Origin of the sequence: Syntrophobacter fumaroxidans MPOB (assembly GCF_000014965.1) — a bacterium.
In the GTDB taxonomy this organism is placed as follows: domain Bacteria; phylum Desulfobacterota; class Syntrophobacteria; order Syntrophobacterales; family Syntrophobacteraceae; genus Syntrophobacter; species Syntrophobacter fumaroxidans.
Genome location: NC_008554.1, coordinates 4,740,037 through 4,758,763 on the forward strand (window position 1 = coordinate 4,740,037; position 18,727 = coordinate 4,758,763).

At 60.2% G+C, this 18,727-nt stretch carries 17 protein-coding genes and 1 pseudogene; 7 read left to right on the forward strand and 11 right to left on the reverse strand.

Annotation, left to right across the window (positions count from 1 at the left end):
- Positions 1-772: 772 nt before the first annotated feature.
- Positions 773-841: pseudogene (locus SFUM_RS24175) on the forward strand (zinc ribbon domain-containing protein); the annotation flags it as partial.
- A 30-nt stretch (positions 842-871) separates the two neighbouring features.
- Positions 872-997 carry a hypothetical protein gene (locus tag SFUM_RS24035; protein WP_279614593.1) on the forward strand — a complete coding sequence of 42 codons (126 nt, stop codon included), beginning with the start codon at positions 872-874 and terminating at the stop codon, positions 995-997.
- A 408-nt stretch (positions 998-1,405) separates the two neighbouring features.
- Here the strand turns inward: SFUM_RS24035 and SFUM_RS20085 are convergent, their stop codons facing one another.
- Positions 1,406-1,783, reverse strand: a complete 378-nt coding sequence (locus tag SFUM_RS20085) for a desulfoferrodoxin (RefSeq protein WP_011700676.1) — start codon at positions 1,781-1,783, stop codon at positions 1,406-1,408.
- An 806-nt stretch (positions 1,784-2,589) separates the two neighbouring features.
- On the opposite strand from SFUM_RS20085, the gene SFUM_RS20090 reads away from it, so the two are divergent.
- Both SFUM_RS20090 and SFUM_RS20095 read left to right on the forward strand, forming a co-directional pair.
- Positions 2,590-3,882, forward strand: coding sequence for a hypothetical protein (locus SFUM_RS20090; RefSeq protein ID WP_011700677.1), 1,293 nt, complete (start codon positions 2,590-2,592; stop codon positions 3,880-3,882).
- Between the two features lie 81 nt (positions 3,883-3,963).
- Positions 3,964-4,878, forward strand: coding sequence for a hypothetical protein (locus SFUM_RS20095; RefSeq protein WP_011700678.1), 915 nt, complete (start codon positions 3,964-3,966; stop codon positions 4,876-4,878).
- A 286-nt stretch (positions 4,879-5,164) separates the two neighbouring features.
- Here the strand turns inward: SFUM_RS20095 and SFUM_RS20100 are convergent, their stop codons facing one another.
- The 10 genes from SFUM_RS20100 to SFUM_RS20150 all read right to left on the reverse strand — a co-directional run bounded on the left by SFUM_RS20100 (position 5,165) and on the right by SFUM_RS20150 (position 14,923).
- On the reverse strand, positions 5,165-5,944 hold the full coding sequence (locus tag SFUM_RS20100) for a ComFC family protein (protein WP_011700679.1): 780 nt from the start codon (positions 5,942-5,944) through the stop codon (positions 5,165-5,167).
- Between the two features lie 421 nt (positions 5,945-6,365).
- Complete coding sequence (gene icd / locus SFUM_RS20110; RefSeq protein ID WP_011700681.1) at positions 6,366-7,601, reverse strand: isocitrate dehydrogenase (NADP(+)); 1,236 nt, start codon at positions 7,599-7,601, stop codon at positions 6,366-6,368.
- Between the two features lie 12 nt (positions 7,602-7,613).
- Positions 7,614-8,486, reverse strand: a complete 873-nt coding sequence (gene prmA, locus SFUM_RS20115; RefSeq protein ID WP_011700682.1) for a 50S ribosomal protein L11 methyltransferase — start codon at positions 8,484-8,486, stop codon at positions 7,614-7,616.
- A 199-nt stretch (positions 8,487-8,685) separates the two neighbouring features.
- Positions 8,686-9,912, reverse strand: coding sequence for a pyridoxal phosphate-dependent aminotransferase (locus SFUM_RS20120; RefSeq protein ID WP_049766476.1), 1,227 nt, complete (start codon positions 9,910-9,912; stop codon positions 8,686-8,688).
- A 2-nt stretch (positions 9,913-9,914) separates the two neighbouring features.
- A complete protein-coding gene (locus SFUM_RS20125; protein ID WP_011700684.1) occupies positions 9,915-11,327 on the reverse strand; it encodes an FAD-binding oxidoreductase in 1,413 nt (470 codons plus the stop codon).
- A 1-nt stretch (position 11,328) separates the two neighbouring features.
- Positions 11,329-12,003, reverse strand: coding sequence for an amino acid ABC transporter permease (locus SFUM_RS20130; protein WP_011700685.1), 675 nt, complete (start codon positions 12,001-12,003; stop codon positions 11,329-11,331).
- 5 nt (positions 12,004-12,008) lie between these two features.
- Positions 12,009-12,776, reverse strand: a complete 768-nt coding sequence (locus tag SFUM_RS20135) for an amino acid ABC transporter ATP-binding protein (RefSeq protein WP_011700686.1) — start codon at positions 12,774-12,776, stop codon at positions 12,009-12,011.
- Between the two features lie 16 nt (positions 12,777-12,792).
- Entirely contained in the window at positions 12,793-13,461 is a 669-nt protein-coding gene (locus tag SFUM_RS20140) for an amino acid ABC transporter permease (RefSeq protein WP_011700687.1), read from the reverse strand.
- 121 nt (positions 13,462-13,582) lie between these two features.
- A complete protein-coding gene (locus SFUM_RS20145; RefSeq protein ID WP_011700688.1) occupies positions 13,583-14,341 on the reverse strand; it encodes an ABC transporter substrate-binding protein in 759 nt (252 codons plus the stop codon).
- Positions 14,342-14,536: 195 nt separating this feature from the next.
- The gene (locus SFUM_RS20150; RefSeq protein ID WP_011700689.1) at positions 14,537-14,923 is read right to left on the reverse strand and encodes a Rid family detoxifying hydrolase; all 387 of its coding nucleotides are present in this window, start codon (positions 14,921-14,923) and stop codon (positions 14,537-14,539) included.
- 241 nt (positions 14,924-15,164) lie between these two features.
- Between SFUM_RS20150 and SFUM_RS20155 the strand changes: the two genes are divergently transcribed.
- Genes SFUM_RS20155 through SFUM_RS20165 form a run of 3 tightly spaced genes read left to right on the forward strand, consistent with a single transcriptional unit; the run spans position 15,165 to position 18,726 of the window.
- Positions 15,165-16,370 carry a glycosyltransferase family protein gene (locus SFUM_RS20155; RefSeq protein ID WP_011700690.1) on the forward strand — a complete coding sequence of 402 codons (1,206 nt, stop codon included), beginning with the start codon at positions 15,165-15,167 and terminating at the stop codon, positions 16,368-16,370.
- Positions 16,367-17,617: a glycosyltransferase gene (locus SFUM_RS20160; RefSeq protein ID WP_011700691.1), complete on the forward strand. Its 1,251-nt coding sequence runs from the start codon at positions 16,367-16,369 to the stop codon at positions 17,615-17,617. The genes SFUM_RS20155 and SFUM_RS20160 overlap by 4 nt, the downstream gene beginning before the upstream one ends.
- On the forward strand, positions 17,614-18,726 hold the full coding sequence (locus SFUM_RS20165) for a glycosyltransferase family 4 protein (protein WP_011700692.1): 1,113 nt from the start codon (positions 17,614-17,616) through the stop codon (positions 18,724-18,726). The genes SFUM_RS20160 and SFUM_RS20165 overlap by 4 nt, the downstream gene beginning before the upstream one ends.
- The last annotated feature ends 1 nt before the right edge of the window (position 18,727 follow it).

The window sequence follows — 18,727 nt, forward strand, 5'->3', positions numbered from 1 at the left end:
GACATTCTTGACGCGCCGCAACGAAAACCGGCCTGCAGCACGGATTTCTGCTCAACATGGTTGACCCGGTTGCCGTGTTCCCGTTTGTGAACGGCTTGTCTGGATATACAAACGCGGGGTGTGAATAGTCACCGAAGAATGAGAAAAAATCAGCCGCCCTGGACCAAATTTGACTCAACGGAATCTATTTATCATAAATTTCAATAAGATATAGGGTGATTTGTCGATCCTGGCTTTGCAGTGCAGTCTTGACGCCCGGCTCGCGGTTCATTGAGTGAAAGGTCACGATTCGGAGATTCATGAATACGGCTCATGGATTCACGGTGTTTCTGGTGATTCGACGGGGATTGGAAACGTTCGGGGCGTTGAGGATGAGTCGCGATCGTCCGGGCCGTCCGCATTTTCCGCACTTCTCCATTCCCGATTCCATTTTGGCCGTAGCGATACATCGATTGTGGTAGAATACGGCCGCGATGCCCGCAAACGCCGGCATCCAGGTGGGCCCGGATTGCGGCTTTCCTGTGAAAGTGCGTCCGTCGCCCCGGCGAAAACCCGGGTCGGGAGTATCCACTCCGAATTCACCCTGCGTGGGAATGTCGTCTTCTTATCATGGGTTGAGACGATCCGGGCACCGGGGCGCGCCTGCGATGGGGCCCCGTCTCACCCTTTTGAGTGGGAGGAGTCCGGGCAAAGGTTTTTGACCGGCACTCAGCCGCATTCCCGACGCTCGGGCGGATGGAATCCCCGCGGTGGCGGTTCGACGGAGGAAAAGATGAAAAAGTGTCCGGGATGTGCTGAAAAGTTACCGCATGACGCGGGGGAGTGTCCCTTCTGCGGCCACGCGTTCGACCCTGTGGACACTGAAGAGCAAATGAATCTTAAGAAGCCGGAAGATGACATTGCGTTTTGTCCCAGGTGCAGGAGCAGGGACAAGTCCTACGTGGATTCCACGAACCAGTATTTCTGCCCGATTTGCAGAGACTACGTCAAGAAATAGCACGAGGCGGGAAGACCGGCTGCAGCCCGCGAGGCCATGTCCGAATTCCGGGCTGTCCGTTCCTTGAGAGAAACGACCGTTAGCGCTGATTGAGAGAATTTCCACTCCCGTTTCTTGAAGCCCGGGGTAGTTGACGGCAACCGCCGTCAACTCTGTCGGTCGGACAAAGGTGAAATCGCCTGAGCAAAAAAACACCGGACAACCCGTTTGCCGCGGTAATCCAAAAGCCCGATGTCTTCAAGGCCGGCGTTCACGCGCAGGCCGCCCGTTCACCAATGCCGAAGCTTCGAGATCCGGGGCCGGCCGACTCTTGCCATGATTACGCATTTGGTGGACACGTTTTCATGTGATGTCGGGGCCGCCCCGAGGAAGGCATTTATCCGCGGCAGGTTATCGAACCCTGGAACGCTAGCCTTTCCACAGTCCGTGCAGATTGCAGTATTCCCTGGCCACAGCAGGCCCGGACGGGTCGACGGAGAAAACGGCCTCGGGGGGGGCGCCCGGCTTCAGGAACTGTCGGTAAATCTTGTCTCCCACGATCAGTTCCACCCACTCGATGTAGTGTTTTTCTTCCATCGGATGGGGAACTCCGCCCACCTTGACCTTGATTCCCGCCGCTGATTTCTCCAGCACCGGAACGTGTTTTTCCTTTGCCGCATCCACCGTATTCTCAACAAACACTTTCATCGGCTGTCCACAGCACACCAACTCCCCGGCGCCTCCGTGCAGCACCTCGATGATGTTTCCACACAACTCGCATTTAAAAACCTGCATCCTTTCGGCCATGAGAGATATCCTCCTTTGTCACGGAAAACTCCGTAACGGGTTCAGTTCTTTCCATCGTTGCCCTGTGTCTCCTGCCGCACATGGAGCGGAAGATTTCGATCTTCTTCCATTTCCGCTGAAGATTGGATTTGCGCTTTCCTCCATTTCGGGGGTTGTCGCCGATCTGGTAGACGGTCTCCGCAAACGATCGGAGAATCGAAGCTTAATCGAATGCCGCATGTAATTAAGAATGACTTGCAATTAAACAACAACGCCGGAGGATGTCAAGCATGATCTCAGTTTGAACGCCTCCCCGCTTGACTCACCATCGTGATGGTCCGGCGGACCCTCGCCATGCCGATCAGTGAGACGGGCGGTGTGTGGAGATTCATACGCCTGCGGTGGAGACGCGAACCTGTGCAGCCGCCGATTCCAGCCTGCCTTCAGTTGGAGAGGTTGCACAGGTTGCCGATCGGGATATCCCTTTTTCCCCGGGGTGGCGACGGGCTTGGGAGACCCGCTCCGAAGCGGCCCCCCGGACCAGAGGACGCAGAATGTTCCACGAGGCGCATTGGAAGGCAAACTTCACTTGAAGTCGAAACGCCGGAGAAGGGGGTTACCGGACCCCCATCATTGGCTGGAACCAAATATAAGGTGATACTCTTGGCGAATTAATCCTTTTCCCCCATTGCCGGTTCCCGGGGCTGTCATTACGCTGAACTGAGCGGGAAAGACCTCCTGCCCCGGCGCGTTTTACACATTCGCCGCTGCCCGTGTGCCACTGTTTCAGGGCTTCCCGGACTTTACTCCCAAGACTTGGAGGCACGATGAAAACGTTTGCTTTTCCTCCAGGCTATATAGACATGCAGCGATTTGGCCTGATCGATGCCATTCTTGGACGCCGCTCCCGTCGATTCTTCATGGGAGCAGAGATCCCGGACGGTCTATTTGCCTACAAATCGCGCCATGAGGCCGTGCCGCTCTCCGAGCTTGAAAAGCTCCTGGTCGTCATGGCCTGCGGGGGAAACAACAGCTGGCATTACATGATATACCGCGCCGCCCGCTATGCGCCTTACCTGTCAAACTACGCCGGCGCTGCCGGGGGGCGCACCTTTCCTTCCTCGGCGGGGTTCCATACGAGCAGAACTTTTTTCACCGATGATGAAGGGGTCTATCTTCTCGACGCCCGTGACACTCCAGCTTTTGCGGAGCGGGATGAAGATGGCTCTCTGGAGCCCGATGTTCTCCTCGAAGTGCTTCAACACCATGTGCGGAGGCTGGAAGATGGGCGCATGCTACTCCCACCTGAAGTACCGTATGTGGAAGCTCACAACACTTGGGTGGTCAATCATCCGGGAACACTTCTCGTGATTCCGGTAGGGGACCTTGCCCAGCACACTCTCCTCAATCTCTGTTACATGCTTCAGAATGGCCTCGTCGTAACTGATGACATCAACAAAAAGTCTATCCCCGGAATCGAGAAATTCAAAGATATTGTCGATGTGAACAACTGCTGGCCCCTTACTTTTGTAGAGCAGATGTCCTTAGCCGAGCTTACCGCGGAGCTTTCGACCAGTTGCTATGCAGGAGCCCTGACTCTTCAGGCCATGGGGCTCGGGGGGTGGATGTTCAATGGAATCGATCCTTTCAGCATCCTTGGAGCAAGCGGCAATCCATCCGTGCCGGGCCTGAGATTTCGGTACGACATGGATGAGCGCTGGCCCTACCCCAATCCGACCGGGCTAGAAGGAGTGATGGAGGGGTTCTGCCCTCCACATTATCCCGATATGCGCGCTGCTGTGGAGGCGATCTGCGAAAGGAAATTCGGTCCCGGAGGGCCTTTCAACCCGCAGACTCCGGGACCGTGGAAGAACTCCGCCAAGGTCCGTTCCGCGGCCGAGGTTCACACGGAGTCATTTCGTGAATGCGTAGCCTTTCAGGCTCAGTACATCTGTAACACCTTCGGCAAGTTTCCGGGAACCACTCCTTCCATCTTTGCTGTTGTGTACCTTCAGGCGCATCATCTCGATCTGGAGTTCTATGACACCTTCTACAAGCCTGGCGCCTATCTGTCGACTCATGCTCAGCACATGACCAGGTGGCACCCTGAAGGAGATTAGGGGGTTGCAGAAGCGGAGCTGTGCCAGGGATTCAGGAGGCTTCGACAGCCAGCCAAACAATATTTCATAGAGGAGACAGTGATGCGACAACACGACTACGCCAAATGCATCGAAGTCTCAAAACGGGTGCGCTGGGACATAGACAAGGATGTGATCCGGCAGAGAGAGTTCGACTTTTCCAAAAAATTCCTCCCCGACGGCATCTCCAAGGTCGATCGACTCGATTTTTTGAGCCAGGACCAAAAGAGGTTCCTTAGTCAGATCCAGGGCAGGACCTATGCCAACATGTTTGGATTTGTCGAGCGATTCATCGTTGCCAAGATCCTTGAGATCACCCGTGACCACTGGCTTGACGATCAGGTCGCGCTTGAAGCTCTCATACGCTTCTGTGACGAGGAGCTCAAACATCAGGAGCTGTTCAGAAGGATTGAGCCGATGATTGCTTCCGGCATGCCCCCCGGGTATCGCTTCCTTTCCGATCCGAACCAGGTCGCAGCCGCAGTTCTGGAAAACTCAACATGGGCCGTACTGGGACTGATCCTTGAGATCGAGCTCTTCACCCAGGAGCACTACAAACAGAGCATCGAGCCCGATGAGGACCTCTCGGAGCTCTACCGGGACATCTTCCAGTTCCACTGGAAGGAGGAGACCACCCACGCCATCATGGATGAACTGGAGTGGCCCCGCGAAGATAAGAAACTGACCCCGGAGGAGCGGGAGCGTTCCATCGATGAACTGATCGGACTTGTGGGCGCAGTGGACGGCATACTGCAGTCGCAAAGCGCGGCGGACCTGGAGTACTTCCTTGGAGCAGGCGGGGTCACTCTGCATGCAGAAGAAGCCGAGATTATAAGGGCGGGCGTTCTCAATGCGTACCGGTGGCAGTATATCTTGTCCGGCGTGGACCATCCCCGATACCGGGCCGCTCTGGGAAACCTGATCACTGAGGCACAGGCCTGGCGTATCAATGATGCCCTCGCGGCACTTCGCAGCTGAGACGCGGCGTTCGGGGGGGACGTGGAGAAAAGTATTCTCCGGCAGTCTCACTCGCAAACAGCACGGTTCTCTCCTCTGACGCGGGATGATGCCTGGCTTTGCTTGCATGGAAGGAGATGACCGGCAGGCTCCTGGTGCAAACCTTTTACGTAATGTGCAGAAGGGGCTGCACGCCACCCACGGGGGGTATTCAACCAGCCCCCGCACAACCCTGGGGGCAAGATCGGCTTTGATGCAGATTGACCGGATTCACAGAGGACTCCCCGGCCACAGCGTCGTCTCCCTCTCATTCTCCGTTGTGAAGCCCTTGGCTTGATGAGTTCCCGTCCGGCAGCGCCCGCGCCACCGTGAGGGCGTGCACCGACGCCGCGCCGCCCTTCTTGAGCGCCCTCGCGCATTCGCTCAAGGTCGTGCCCGTCGTGAAAACGTCGTCCACGATGAGGATCGATTTCCCTTCCACTCGCGTTTCATCCTTCACGCGGAAAGCGTTTTTGACGTTGGTCAGCCGTTCCTGGCGGCTCAAACGGGTCTGGGGCTCCGTCCAGCGCTCTCGGCGCAGCAAATCGTGAGAGAACGGCAACCCGAGCCGCTTTGCCAGGGTCTTGGCGAGGAGTCCCGACTGGTTGAATCCTCGTTCCTGCAGCCGCTTCAGGTGGAGGGGGACGGGCAGGATGAGCCGGACCTCCGGCAACGGCGCTCTGCCCCAGGCATCGAGCAGGAGCTCCGTCAGGGCGGGCGCCCATTCGACCTGGCATCCGAATTTCAGCTGGTGGATCCGGTCCCGCACCACGCCGGTGTAGAGGGTCGCCGAACGGGCGGAATCAAAAGGATAGGCGCCGAGCAAACAGTCGCCGCACCGATGATCGGGAGAAGCGGGGCTCCCGGGGTACGGGCGCCCGCACCGGGGGCAGAGCGGGTGGGTGATCCAGGGCAGCTCGGCGCGGCACCGTTCGCACCAGAAGCCTTCCTGGGAGCGCAACCAGGTATTCCGGCATCCGGCGCAGCGGCGCGGCAGGAAAAGGTCGAGCAGGGCCAAGCCAAGTGGGGTCAAACCTACACTTTTCACAAATCTCCAGGAACCGGGGGCTCACAACGAAGCATGAAGACCCCTCGCACCGAGGGCACTTTCATGCAAATGCGTTCCGACCGGGTGCCGTGCCGGCGAAGTCCGGCGTCCGGCGTGTTCCGTCGAACCTTCCGGAAGACCGGTCACAGAATCCGGATTCCGGGTTTCGCGGGAACGACGGCGCATGTTCATCCCGCACCGGTGTGCCCCCGGCTCATGGCCGTGCACCGGAACGACCCTCCATCCGCCGGGGACGGCGGGGAACCCGCCGCACAACAAGTCCGCTTCCGGTCTTCCCACCTTGGAGCCTGGGATGGTTCCCGAATGTGAAACCCGCCCCGGCAAAATCGGGGTCGCTCAGGCCGTCTGCATCCCTTCCGTTGCGGGATTCTCAATGAAAACGCCAATGCCCGCCACGGCCCTAATCCATGCGCTCCACGACGGCCCGGGCGAACTCCGAGCACCTGACTTCCCTGGCCCCGTCCATCTGTCGGGCGAGGTCGTAGGTCACCACACCCGCCTGGATGGTGCGCGTAAGCGCATCCTCGATCAGCTTCCCCGCTTCCCGCCAGCCGATGTGCTCGAGCATCATGACGCCCGAAAGGATGAGTGAACCGGGGTTGACCTTGTCCAGACCCGCGTACTTGGGAGCGCTCCCGTGCGTGGCTTCGAAGACCGCGCATTCGTCGCCGATGTTTGCGCCGGGGGCCATGCCGAGCCCTCCGACCTGCGCGGCCAGAGCGTCCGAAAGGTAATCGCCGTCAAGGTTCGGAGTCGCGATGACACTGTATTCCTCGGGGCGCAGGAGCACCTGCTGGAACATGGAATCGGCCATGCGGTCCTTGATGACCACCTTGCCCTCCGGGACGTGCCCGCCGTGCTTCTGCTCCAGGTCGGTCTCGGTCACCGCGAGATCGGCGAATTCCGTGGCGGCCAGCTCGTAGCCCCAGTTCCTGAACGCCCCTTCGGTGTACTTCATGATATTGCCCTTGTGGACCAGCGTGACCGAAGGCAACCCGTTTTCGATGGCGTACCGGATCGCCCGCCGTACCAAACGCTGGGTTCCCGCGCGGCTGATGGGCTTGATGCCGATGCCCGAATCCGGGGGCAGCGAAACCTTGAACTCCTCCTTCAGGATGGCTTCCAGGCGGCGGGCCTCCTTCGATCCCGACGCCCATTCGATTCCGGCGTAAACGTCTTCGGTGTTTTCGCGGAACACGATCATGTTCACCTTTTCGGGGTGCTTGACCGGGGAGGGCAATCCCGGGAAATACCGCACTGGCCGAACGCAGGCGTAGAGGTTCAACACCTGCCTCAATGTGACGTTGAGGCTGCGAAATCCCTTGCCGACCGGAGTGGTGAGCGGCCCCTTGATGGCCACCACGCACTTGCGGATTTCGTCGAACGTGATTTGGGGGAGGGGCTCGCCGACGGCCGCGAGGGCCTTCTCGCCGGCTGCAAGCTCATGCCAGCGGATCCGTTTCGACCCGCCGTAGGCCCTCCGGACCGCGGACTCCAGCACCAGTCGGGTGGCGGCCCAGATATCGGGTCCGATGCCGTCGCCCTCGATGAACCCGATGATCGGGTCGGGCGGCACCACCAGGTTACGATCCCGGTCCAAATCGATCCACGTCCCATTTCCCCTGTGATCCGTCATGTTCCATTCCTTTTATGGTTTCTTGAATTCCAGCAAACACCATTCACCGGCTGTTCGCATCTTTCGCGGCAGGAGCCCCAGGTCTCGGTAGGCGCTCTTCACAACCTCCCCCTGTTCGACCAGGATGCCGCTCAACGCCGCCAGGCCCGCGGGCGCGGTCAGCCTCACGAGCTCCGAAGCCATTCCGACGAGCGGAATCGCCTGGATATTGGCGATGACGACGTCGAACGCGCCGCTGGCCTGCCGGGCCGTGCCTGCGAGCAATTCGATCGCGGACTCCATTCCGTTCAGCGCGATGTTTTCCGCGGCCACTTCGACGGCTTCGGGATCATCGTCAACGGCCTGCACGGGATGAAAGCCGAGCAGCGCGGCCGCAACGGCGAGGATTCCCGAGCCGGTTCCCACGTCCAGGAGGGAACCCGGCGCGGACGGCAGAGCCTGCAACGCCCGGTCTTCCAGCCACTCGAGGCACAATCTCGTGGTTTCGTGCTGTCCCGTGCCGAATGCCCTGCCGGGATCCATGCGGATGATCCTGTCCCCGGCATCCGGCGCGAATTCCTCCCAGGTGGGACAGACCACCAGGTGCTTTCCCACTCGGAGCGGTTTGAAGTACGCCTTCCAGCCGTCCGCCCAGTCGTCTCCCGCCAGGGTGGATACCGAATACGGGAAGGACGCTCCCGGAAACCGACGCGTACCCATCTCCCGAAGGATGCCTTCAAGCGTGGTTCGCCAGTCGTGCGGCGCACTGCCGGCGTCCAGGTAGAACCGGATGCCCGTGCTCCGGAACTCCACGCTCACCCCGAACGTCCCGGCAAGCTCCGCCGCCACGTCGTCCGCGACATCCGGACCGCAGGCGACGTCTATCCCGATCCATTCTCCATTCATACTCGTTGTCCCGGTCCGCCCCATTCGGTCATCCGTGTGAGACTCCATTCATGAGGGCGGCATCAACGCCTTATCGAGCAACCGTTCGCCCCGTTCCGCCTTCTCTGGCGCGTATGCGTCCGGCACCTTCGGCGACGCCGCACATGCGGATACGGCAGGCAGGCTCGAATCGGGTGAAGAGGAGCGGTCAGTAAAACGATCAGCGGGAAAAAGGAGATCCGGCAAACCAGCGTTCCATGCGATCGAAAGCCTCCTCGATCTGCTCTTCGGCGCCTCCAAACGAAAAGCGGATGTGATTTTCCCCGTCCGGGCCGAAAGCGGCGCCGGGAATGCCGATGACCCTGGCCTCGTGGAGCAGGCGCAGCGCGAAGGTCATGGAATCCGTGCCGGGGAATCGGTACCGTGCCATGAGGTAGTACGCCCCACGCGGTTTCACGTAGCCGAATGCGTCCGGGAGACGGTCCAGGCGGGCGCAGATGAGGTCCCTGCGCCGGGTCAGCGCGGCCCGTATTTGTTCCACGCAGTCCTGGGGCCCCTGCAAGGCCGCCAGGGCTGCCAACTGGGACACGGTGGGAGCGCAGATGGACATGGCGTCGTGGATCTTCATCATCTGGTCCAGGATTTCCTCCGACGCATACACGTACCCGACCCTCCAACCGGTCATGGCGTATTTCTTGGAGAAACTGAAAGTGGCGATGATCCGACCCCGGAGCTCCGGCAGGGTGCTCAGGCTGAAGCACCTCTGCCCGTCATAGACCAGGAAGTCGTAGGTTTCGTCGGAGATGACGAACAGGTCGTTTTCGAGGGCAATCTGTGCCAGGGCGCGCAGATCCGCTTCGGCGAAATTGGCCCCGGTCGGATTGTGCGGGTTGCAAAGGACGATCGCTTTGGTCCGGGGGGTGACCGCATTGCGGATCGATTCCACGTCGAGTTGCCAGTCCTCCCGGGTCAGGGGTACGAAAACGGGGACCCCTTCCGCCAGGAGGACCTGTTCGATGTGGGAAGCATAGTTGGGAGAGGGCAGGATCACCTCGTCGCCGCGCTCCACCACGGTGAGCACCGCCTCGGAGAGAGCCTCCATGGCTCCCACCGTGATGCAGATCTCCCGGTCCGGATCGGCCTCGATTCCCCGCGCCCCCAGGTCGCGCGCCACCGCTTGGCGCAATTCCGACATTCCGGGGCCGAGGGTGTACTTGCCGCTGTCGGGGTCGTCGCGCAACGCCCGGCAGACGGCTTCCACAATGTGCCCGGGAGTCGGAAAAGACGGAATGCCCTGGCCGAGCGACACGCAGCCGCCGATCCTGCTGGCGAGAAGCGGCATTTCCTTGATGGCGGATATGGTGATCCGGCTCACCCGCCGGCTGATCCCGCGCGTTCGGTATTTTTTCCCCGAGGCCACCAGCGCCGATCTGGAACCGCTGTTCATCATCACGTTTCACGCTCCTGAGGAAATATTTTTCCCGGATTCAGGATCATCAGGGGATCGAACACCTTCTTGATCCCCTCCTGAATCCGGATGCTCTCGGGGGAGAGCTCCATCGGAAGAAAACGCATCTTGGCGATGCCGATCCCGTGTTCGCCGGAGATCGTTCCCCCCATCGACAGGACCCTCTCCAGCGCGGCGCGTATTCCTTCCTCCACCCGTTGCGCGCGGTCGCGCGTATCCGCGGTGATGTTCAGGTGAATGTTGCCGTCTCCCGCGTGACCGAAGGAATAGATTTTCATGCCGTACAGCCGCTCGATCTCGGGCAGCCCCTCCACGAATTCCGCGATGCGGCCGATGGGCACGACCACGTCCTCGGGGATGTAGAGGGGGGAATTGTGCTCGATGCGCAGCGACACCTGCTTGCGCACCTCCCACATCTGCGCGCGTTTCTGCGAATCGGGAGCGAGCAGGGCGTCGGCCGCCCCGCACTCCATGCAGATTCCCCCGACTTCCTCGATTTCGCGGGCGATCACGCCGGGCGCTCCGTCCATTTCCACCAGCAGGAAAGCTCCGGCCTCACGCACTCCCTCGAAAGGAAGCAAATCCCCGACCAGCTCGATGCAGTGCCGATCCAGGAATTCCATCGCGCACGGAACGTAGCCGGATGCGAGCACGGTGGAGACGGCGTGCATCGCTCCGGAAAGTTCCGGGAAGAGGGCAACGAGGGTGGTGATGGCCGGAGGATTTGGAATGAGCTTCAAGTACAGGCGGGTGATGATCCCCAGGGTGCCCTCCGATCCCACGAGCAGGTGGGCCAAGTCGTATCCTACCACTCCCTTGCGGGTTTGAACGCCCGCGCGGATCTTCTCTCCCGACGCGAGCACGGCTTCGAGGCCGAGCACGTAATCGCGAGTGGTTCCGTACTTGATGCAGGATGGGCCGCCGGCATTGGTCCCGGCATTGCCCCCGATGGAGCAGGTGTCGAGGCTGGCCGGGTCCGGCGGATAGCAGAGGCCCCGGGCGATCGCGGCCTTCTTCAAATCCATGGTGACCACGCCCGGCTCGACGGTTGCGATGAGATTTTCGCGGTCGATGGAAAGGATGCGGTTCATCCTGGCAAGGGACAGAATGACGCCTCCCCGGAGAGCCACGGCGCCCCCGGCCAGCCCGGTGCCGAGCCCCCGCGGCGTGACCGGAAACCGGTGTTCCGAGGCAAGGCGCATGACGGCCTGGACCTGCCGGTCGGTCGTGGCTTCGACCACCAGTTCCGGGATGCGGCGGTAATCCGTCGCATCACTGCCGAAATCCTTCAGTTTTTCAGGGTCGACGACCAGCGCATCGCTCCCGGCCGCCTTGCGGATGAGATCGATGATTTCGGGCGTTATGGGGCCATAGGGGAGATCTGTGGCGTTCAAATCAAGTCCTGTGCTGTTCGAATCCAGGCAGAGACACCTTGTCCTCGATGTGATGGAGCAGCCAGCTCGCCAGGGACACGAGGAACAGGTACACGATTCCGACACTCAAGAAGACGATGGTGTATTTGAACGAGTGCGAAGCGAGGATCTTCGCCTCTCCGGTCAGCTCGATGCAAGTGACCATGTAGGCCAGGGACGAATACTTGATGAGGTAAATGATTTCGTTTCCGCAGCCGGGAAGGGCTCGGCGCAGCGCCTGGGGCAGGATGACGGAGAGCACCATGCGCAGCTTCGAAAAGCCGAGGGCCTGGGCGGCGAGCATCTGTCCCTTGCGGATGGACAGCAAGGCGCCGCGGATGTATTCCGAGTGGTAGGCCCCGCTGCACAATGAAAACCCCAGCACGGAGGCCACAAAGGGAGAAAGATAGATTTTGAGGTGCGGCAGCCCGAAGTACCACACAAACAGCTGGACCACCAGGGGAACACCCCGGAACAGGGCGACGTAGAGGTCGCTCAGCAGGATGACGAGCCGGCTCCCGTAAACCCTGCAGGCCCCCACCAGGATGCCGATGCACAGGCCGAAAAAAGCGGACGGCGCGATGAGCAGAAGGCTGACTTTCAATCCCTTCAGGAAGGCGGGCAGGACATCGGTGCGAACGAAAAGAAGGTCTTCCATCGCGCTCAGAGGGCCTCCCCGTAAAGTTCCGTGATTTTCGAACAGAATTCCCTGGTCCTGTCGCATTCCGGTGAAGAGAAAATCTTGCCCGGCGGACCCTGTTCCAGGATCTCGCCGTTCTCCATGAAAATGATTTCGTCGGCCATCGCCCGCGAGAACCCGATCTGATGGGTTGCCATGAGCATGGTCATGCCGTTGGCGACCAGGTCTCTAATGACCGCGAGCACTTCTCCGATCAACTCGGGGTCGAGAGCCGAAGTCGGTTCGTCGAGCAGCATCACCTTCGGGTCCATGGCAAGCGCCCTGGCGATGGATATCCTTTGCTTCTGCCCCCCGGAAAGCTGGGCGGGATAATGACCGGCGTGGGCCTTGAGACCCACGCGTTCGATTTCGGCCATGGCTCTCTCGCCGGCGGCTTTCTTGCTCATCCCCTTGACGTGCACCAGCCCGATCCCGACGTTGTCCAGCGCCGTCAGGTGGTCGAACAGGTTGAAATCCTGGAAGATCATTCCGACCTGCTGCCGATAGGCGTAAAGCTCGCGTTTGCGCGAGAAATTCACCTTCCGCCCTTCGAGCCACACCTGCCCTTGATCCGGCACGACCAGGAAATTGATGCATTGAAGCAGCGTGCTCTTGCCCGCGCCGGAAGGGCCGATGAGCACCTTCAGTTCCCCTTTGCGTATGGCAAGGGAGACGCCTCTCAGAATGTCCCGGTTTCCGTAGGATTTCCGGACGTTTTCAACCAGGAGGATCGGATCGTTTTCCGTTTGCATGGTAGGGTCAAAATCCTCAGCGGCCGTAGCCCTTTATCCTCACTTTGGATTCCAGGAGCCTCAGCCCTTTCACGCCCGCATAAGTCAACAGAAGATAGATGGCGCCGGCGGCCATGTAGAGCGGCAGGTGCTGATAGGTCCGGGTGGCCACGAAGTGGGTCCTGGCCATTATTTCGGCCACTCCGAGAGCATAGGTCACGGCCGAATCCTTCAGAACGATGGAGTACTCGTTGGACCAGCCCGGGATCGACAGTCGAAGCGCCTGGGGCAGAATCACGAAAAAGACCGCCTTCGCATCGCTCATTCCCAGGGCTCTTGCCGCCTTGAGCTGGCCTTCGGGGAGCGACAGGATCGCGCCGCGAAAAATCTGGGACTGATAGGCCGAACTGATGCTGCCCAGAACGATAATGGCGACGGTGAAAGCGGACAGGTTCAAATCGAGCAGCGAACAGAGACCGAAATAAAACAGGAAGAGCAGAACGAGCAGGGGAACTCCGCGAAAGAACCAGACATAGGCTGCGATTGCGAGGCGCACGCCGGGCCCGCCGTATACCTGGCCGACGGCGAAAGGAATTCCCAGAACGAGACCCAGCGCCATCGCGCCGACGACCACGACCACGGTGACCAGCGAACCCTCGAGCATATAAGGCAGAGCATTTATGACCGCAATCAAACCTTCGGGCATCGATACCGTTCGATCTGGGGCGCCTGCGGCGTCCGGGAAAAAAGTCAAAAAAACCGGAAGGCTCGGGCGGCCCCGAGTCCTTCCGGATCATGCCGCGGTTTTCGGGTTTTGGGAGAGGCGGCTAGAGTTCGTACTTCTTCCTCAGCACATCCCACTCGGGAGAAGCCTGGAGCTTCTTCAGACCTTCATTGAGTTTCTTCAGCAGTTCCGTGTCTTCCTTGCGAACCGCGTAACCGAACGTCTCGTCGGGCATGCCGAAGGAGCCGATGATTTTCACGGGCTTCTTCTTCTCGGCGTCTTTGGCCGGAGCGTCATCCATGGCCGCGGCCACGATGCGCCCGTTGACCACGTCTTCAACCGCCAGGGGAGCGGAATCGTAGTAGACCAGCTCGAATTTTTTGCCCTGGGCCTTGATCAGGTTTTCCTCGATCCACTTGGCTTCGGTCGTTCCGCGCTGCACACCGATCTTCTGCCCGTCCTTCATGGCGGTCTCGGGTGTCGCGGCGGAGTCTTTCTTCGCCACCAGCACCTGGGTGATCTTCCAGTAAGGCTCGGTGAAATTGACCTCTTTCCTGCGCGCTTCCGTGATGCTCATGCCCGAGGCGATGATGTCGATCTTCTTTGCATTGAGGCTGGGGATGATCCCGTCCCAGTCCATAGGCTTGTGAGTGACCTTGAATCCCATCTCCTTGGCGATCCAGTCGAGGGCGGCCACGTCGAAACCGTCGGGTTTGCCCGTCTTATCCACAAAGGCGAAAGGCGGAAAGTTGGCGTCGATGCCGTTGACGTAGACTTTCTCCTGGGCCATGCCCGATGGCGCATTTCCAAACAACAGCATGGACAGGGCGCAGACCAGACAGACCAGAACCTTCTTTCCCATTTGCTTCTCCTTCCCTGGATGGGGTTGCGTTGCCGGAAAACCTGGATCGCTGCAAACCTATGTAACTCACCGCTTCACACACCTGGAGAATTCTCGGAAGACGAGGCAGCGCAACAATAACAAATGACCGTTGAGGTATCAAGAAGAAAGCGGGAGCTTCGAGTTCCGGGGGGCGGCGCCGTGCCGGTCCCGGGTTCACTCGGTATGATAGGCGGTGCACTTGATTTCCACGAGGGCGCCCCGGGGAAGGCCTTTGACTTCCACCACCGCGCGCGCCGGCTTGTGCGCCGTAAAGACCCCTTCGTACAGCGCGTTGAAAGCGGCGAATTCGGCAATATCCGTGAGATACGCGTCCACGGCGACCACATCCGCAAGACGGTATCCGGCCGCTTCGATGATGTGCCGCAGGTTTTCGACGGCCTGCCGGGCCTGGGCGGCGAACCCTCCCGCCGCCAGTTGCCCGGTCGCGGGATCGAGCCCGAGTTGGCCGCTGACATACAGCCAGCCGCCTGCCACAATCGCTTGCGAATAAGGTCCGATAGCTGCCGGGGCGTGTTCCGTCCGAATCACTCTCAAGCTCATGGTGTTCTCCTTTGATGATCCTGTCCAACCGATGGTTCCCGACGGTTCAATGCGGGATTTTCTCCATGAAATGCGGGGCCTTTCCGCCTGCACCCGCTTCCGGGCTTGTCTTGAAGTCCTCCCGGAGATCTTTGTTGCCAAGTCTAATCATTGAATTTATTATGTCTCGAACAGATTTTCCAGGCTGAAGTGGATATATGAATTGTGGTGCAGGTGCTCTGGAACCAATGGAAGAGCTTAATTGAGCGCAGTCAAGCCACTGAAAATCCTGATTTACTCCCACGATACATATGGCCTCGGGCACATCCGCAGATGTCTCGCCATTGCCCGCAGCCTTCGTAACTGCCCGGCGAACGTCCTCATCCTGACGGGTTCCATCCTTGCCGGTCGGTTCAAGATTCCAAGCCGCATCGACTTCGTGCGGATTCCCGGCATGATCAAGGTGACCAACGAGGAGTACATGCCGCTTTCCATGAAACTGGATGCCGCGGAAGTGCTCGAGATCAGAAAGCGGATCATCCTTGCCACCGCCATGGCCTTCCAACCGGATTTCTTCATTGTCGACAAGGCTCCGCTCGGTTTGAAAAAGGAAGTCGTGGACACCCTCCACTGGCTGAAGACGGACTGTCCCTCCTGCACCTCCATCCTCGGGTTGCGGGACATCATGGACAGCGCCACGTCCACCATCGAGGACTGGACGGAAAAGGGAATATACGATGCCATGGAAGCGCTCTACGACGAGGTTTGGGTGTATGGCTGCCGTGAATACTACGACCCCGTCAAGGAGTACGAGATCCCGGAGCCTGTGGCCCGGAAGATCCATTTCACCGGGTATATTCCCAGGCAGATCCCGACCAGGGACAAGATTATGGCCACGAGGCAATCCCTGGGAATCGGCCCCAAGGAAAAGCTGATCGTGGTGACGACCGGAGGCGGGGGAGACGGGCATCCGGTGGTGCATACGTTCCTTTCGGCATTTGAGAATGAAAGGGGTGGCGTCCCGCCGCGCACTCGAGTGGTCATCGTGACGGGCCCCTTCGTTTCCTCGGCGGATTACCAGGACGTTGTGAGGCGGTGCGAGGCCCTCGGGTTCACCTCCTTGAAATTCCACCGCTCCATGGAACGGCTGATCGGCGCCGCCCAGGTTGTGGTCAGCATGGGGGGGTACAATACGGTATGTGAAATCGCGAGCCAGAAGAAACCGCTGCTGATCGTGCCCAGGGCGGTGCCTCGCGAGGAGCAGTTGATCAGGGCCCAGGTGCTGTGCGGCCTGGGGTTCTGCGACTACCTGGACCCGCGGGAACTGAACCCGCAATCCCTCCGCGACAAGATCCTCAATTTGCTCAACGGCGGCGCAACATGCCACCAGGCGGGGGATCTGCCCTTCACCGCCCTGGATGTCATCCGCAAGCGCATTTCGGAGGACAGAAAAGGGAATCGGGAGTGAGCTTCGGAACCAACCGCCTGGGGATGCTCCTCAAGGGTTACCCGCGCATATCGGAATCCTTTATCAGCACGGAAATCCTCCTGCTCGAGTCGCTCGGCGTTCCCATCGAGATCTTTTCCCTGAGGCAACCCAGGGAAACCTTCTGCCACGATCATGTCACAAAGATCGCGGCTCCCGTGACTTATCTGCCCGAATACGTTCTGCCCAACCTGGCCACCCTGTTCCGCAGCAACATGAGGCTCTGGCGCACGCTCGGCGCTCACTACCCGGGATGTTTTCGGGATGCGCTCAAGCGGGCTTATGAACGCCGCGCCGTCGCCACGGTCAGGCATTTCCTGCAGGCCGGCCATCTTGCGACGACGCGGCTGGCGGGGTCGAAGGTCTCGCACATTCACGCCCACTTCTGCCACACGCCGGCGTCGGTGGCGTTTTTCGCCTCCGGGCTGACCGGTCTTCCCTTCAGCTTTACGGCGCACGCCAAGGACATCTACACGTCCGATCCCGAACAGCTTTCCCGAAAAATCCGCAGGGCCCGTTTCGTGGTCACCTGCACCCGATACAACGCCGCGCACCTGGCGCAAATCGCGGGCGATGCGGCGATCCGGACCCCCATCCACACGATCTATCACGGAATCGATCCGGAGCTTTTCGCGTTCGGAACCGAAGCTCCCGCCGGGCCTCCCTACGAGATCCTGTCGGTGGGGCGAATGGTGCCCAAGAAAGGGTATGACGACCTCCTTCTGGCATTGAAAATCCTTGACGGGGAGGGCTTCGATTTCCGGTTCACCCACATCGGTTCCGGTGAAGAAAAACCCCGGCTCAAAACACTGACCCGAGATCTCGGTTTGTCACCGCGGGTTCGAATGCTGGGGACACTGCCCCACCGGGACGTGATCGATCGGTACCGCCGGGCTCATTGTTTTGCCCTGGCCTGCAAGGTTGCCGAAAACGGGGACCGGGACGGAATCCCCAACGTCCTGATCGAAGCCATGGCAGTGGGGCTGCCGGTGGTTGCAACCGCCGTCTCGGCCATTCCCGAGTTGGTTGAAAACGGGAAAACCGGAACGCTGGTGGAGTCGGGCAATCCGGCGGCCATGGCCCGGGCATTGCGGCGGGTGCTGGAGAACCCGGAACAGCGGATGCCCAGTGTGACGGCGGCCAGGAAACGCGTCGAAGAAGACTTCGACAACCGCCGCTGCATCCTGAAACTGCATGCGCTCTTCAAGCGGGTCCTGGACGCTCCGTGAAGATAGCTCTCTATTGTCCGAACAAACCGCTGACGCATCCCAACCCCTCCGGAGACCTGATCATCGCCCGGGGGCTGCACAACGCGCTCAACCGGTTCGGGCACCAATGCGAGGAAGTGCTGCAGTTCCGGTCTCGATGGTTCTGGAAATCGCCCGAAGGATGGTGCCGCGCCGCCGCCGCGCTGACGCGCGGCTTTCTGAACGCTTACCGCCTGGCCCCCCGCGTGTGGCTGACGTACCATTCGTACTATAAGTCCCCGGACGTCGTCGGCCCCTGGGTCAGCCGCGCGCTCGGCATCCCTTACGTTCTCTTCCAGCCCATGTACGGGACCCGAAGACGAAAAGACCCGCGCACGCGGGGCGGGTTCTACTTGAATCGCATCGCCTTGAAACAGGCATGCCACTCGTTCGTGAACAACCTCGACGACCTCGAAGCGATGCGCAGAATCGTTCCCGGCGGGAACATCACCTATCTGCCGCCGGGTATTTTCCCCAAGCAGTTCGCAAGGGACGAGAACCTCGGTTTCGAGATGAGGCGCGCTCTGCACATCGGCTCCGATGTCCCGGTGATCATGACGGCTGCAAGGTTCAGGGCCGACGTCAAGTACGAAAGCCTGGTCTACCTGCTTCACGCTCTCGCGAAACTTCGGCTGCGCCGGCCGCGCTTTCGCCTGCTCGTGGCCGGGGACGGTCCCATGGAAAGCCGTTTGAAGGAACTGGCCCGGGAATTGCTGCCGGGGCAGGCGTTGTTCGTGGGAAAAGTTCCGAGAGAAAAGATGTTCGAGTACTATTCAGCCTCTGACGTGTTCGCCTTTCCGGGGATCGGCGAATCCCTGGGAATGGTTTTCCTGGAGGCCCAGGCGTGTCGTCTTCCCGTCGTTGCCCTCGATACCGGCGGCGTGCCGCAGGTGGTGCGCTCGGGGGAAACCGGCCGGCTCGTTCCTAGGGACGATGGGGAAGCCATGGCCGCGGCCCTGGACGATCTGCTGGGTGACCGGGAGGCGAGGTTGACGATGGGCCGCAACGGTGAACGATTCATCCAAGAGGAAAGAAACCTCGAAAGGAACACCCTGCGCCTGTCCGCGGCGCTCGAAGCGATTGCGCGCTGAC

What these genes read in the sequence shown, in the direction of transcription:
- SFUM_RS20095 (WP_011700678.1), top strand. Translation starts at nt 3,964, where the DNA reads ATGCGACAACACGACTACGCCAAATGCATCGAAGTCTCAAAACGGGTG.
- SFUM_RS24035 (WP_279614593.1), top strand. Translation starts at nt 872, where the DNA reads ATGAATCTTAAGAAGCCGGAAGATGACATTGCGTTTTGTCCCAGGTGC.
- icd (WP_011700681.1), bottom strand. Translation starts at nt 7,601, where the DNA reads ATGACGGATCACAGGGGAAATGGGACGTGGATCGATTTGGACCGGGAT.
- SFUM_RS20090 (WP_011700677.1), top strand. Translation starts at nt 2,590, where the DNA reads ATGAAAACGTTTGCTTTTCCTCCAGGCTATATAGACATGCAGCGATTT.
- SFUM_RS20145 (WP_011700688.1), bottom strand. Translation starts at nt 14,341, where the DNA reads ATGGGAAAGAAGGTTCTGGTCTGTCTGGTCTGCGCCCTGTCCATGCTG.
- SFUM_RS20140 (WP_011700687.1), bottom strand. Translation starts at nt 13,461, where the DNA reads ATGCCCGAAGGTTTGATTGCGGTCATAAATGCTCTGCCTTATATGCTC.
- SFUM_RS20085 (WP_011700676.1), bottom strand. Translation starts at nt 1,783, where the DNA reads ATGGCCGAAAGGATGCAGGTTTTTAAATGCGAGTTGTGTGGAAACATC.
- SFUM_RS20135 (WP_011700686.1), bottom strand. Translation starts at nt 12,776, where the DNA reads ATGCAAACGGAAAACGATCCGATCCTCCTGGTTGAAAACGTCCGGAAA.
- SFUM_RS20120 (WP_049766476.1), bottom strand. Translation starts at nt 9,912, where the DNA reads ATGAACAGCGGTTCCAGATCGGCGCTGGTGGCCTCGGGGAAAAAATAC.
- SFUM_RS20130 (WP_011700685.1), bottom strand. Translation starts at nt 12,003, where the DNA reads ATGGAAGACCTTCTTTTCGTTCGCACCGATGTCCTGCCCGCCTTCCTG.
- SFUM_RS20150 (WP_011700689.1), bottom strand. Translation starts at nt 14,923, where the DNA reads ATGAGCTTGAGAGTGATTCGGACGGAACACGCCCCGGCAGCTATCGGA.
- prmA (WP_011700682.1), bottom strand. Translation starts at nt 8,486, where the DNA reads ATGAATGGAGAATGGATCGGGATAGACGTCGCCTGCGGTCCGGATGTC.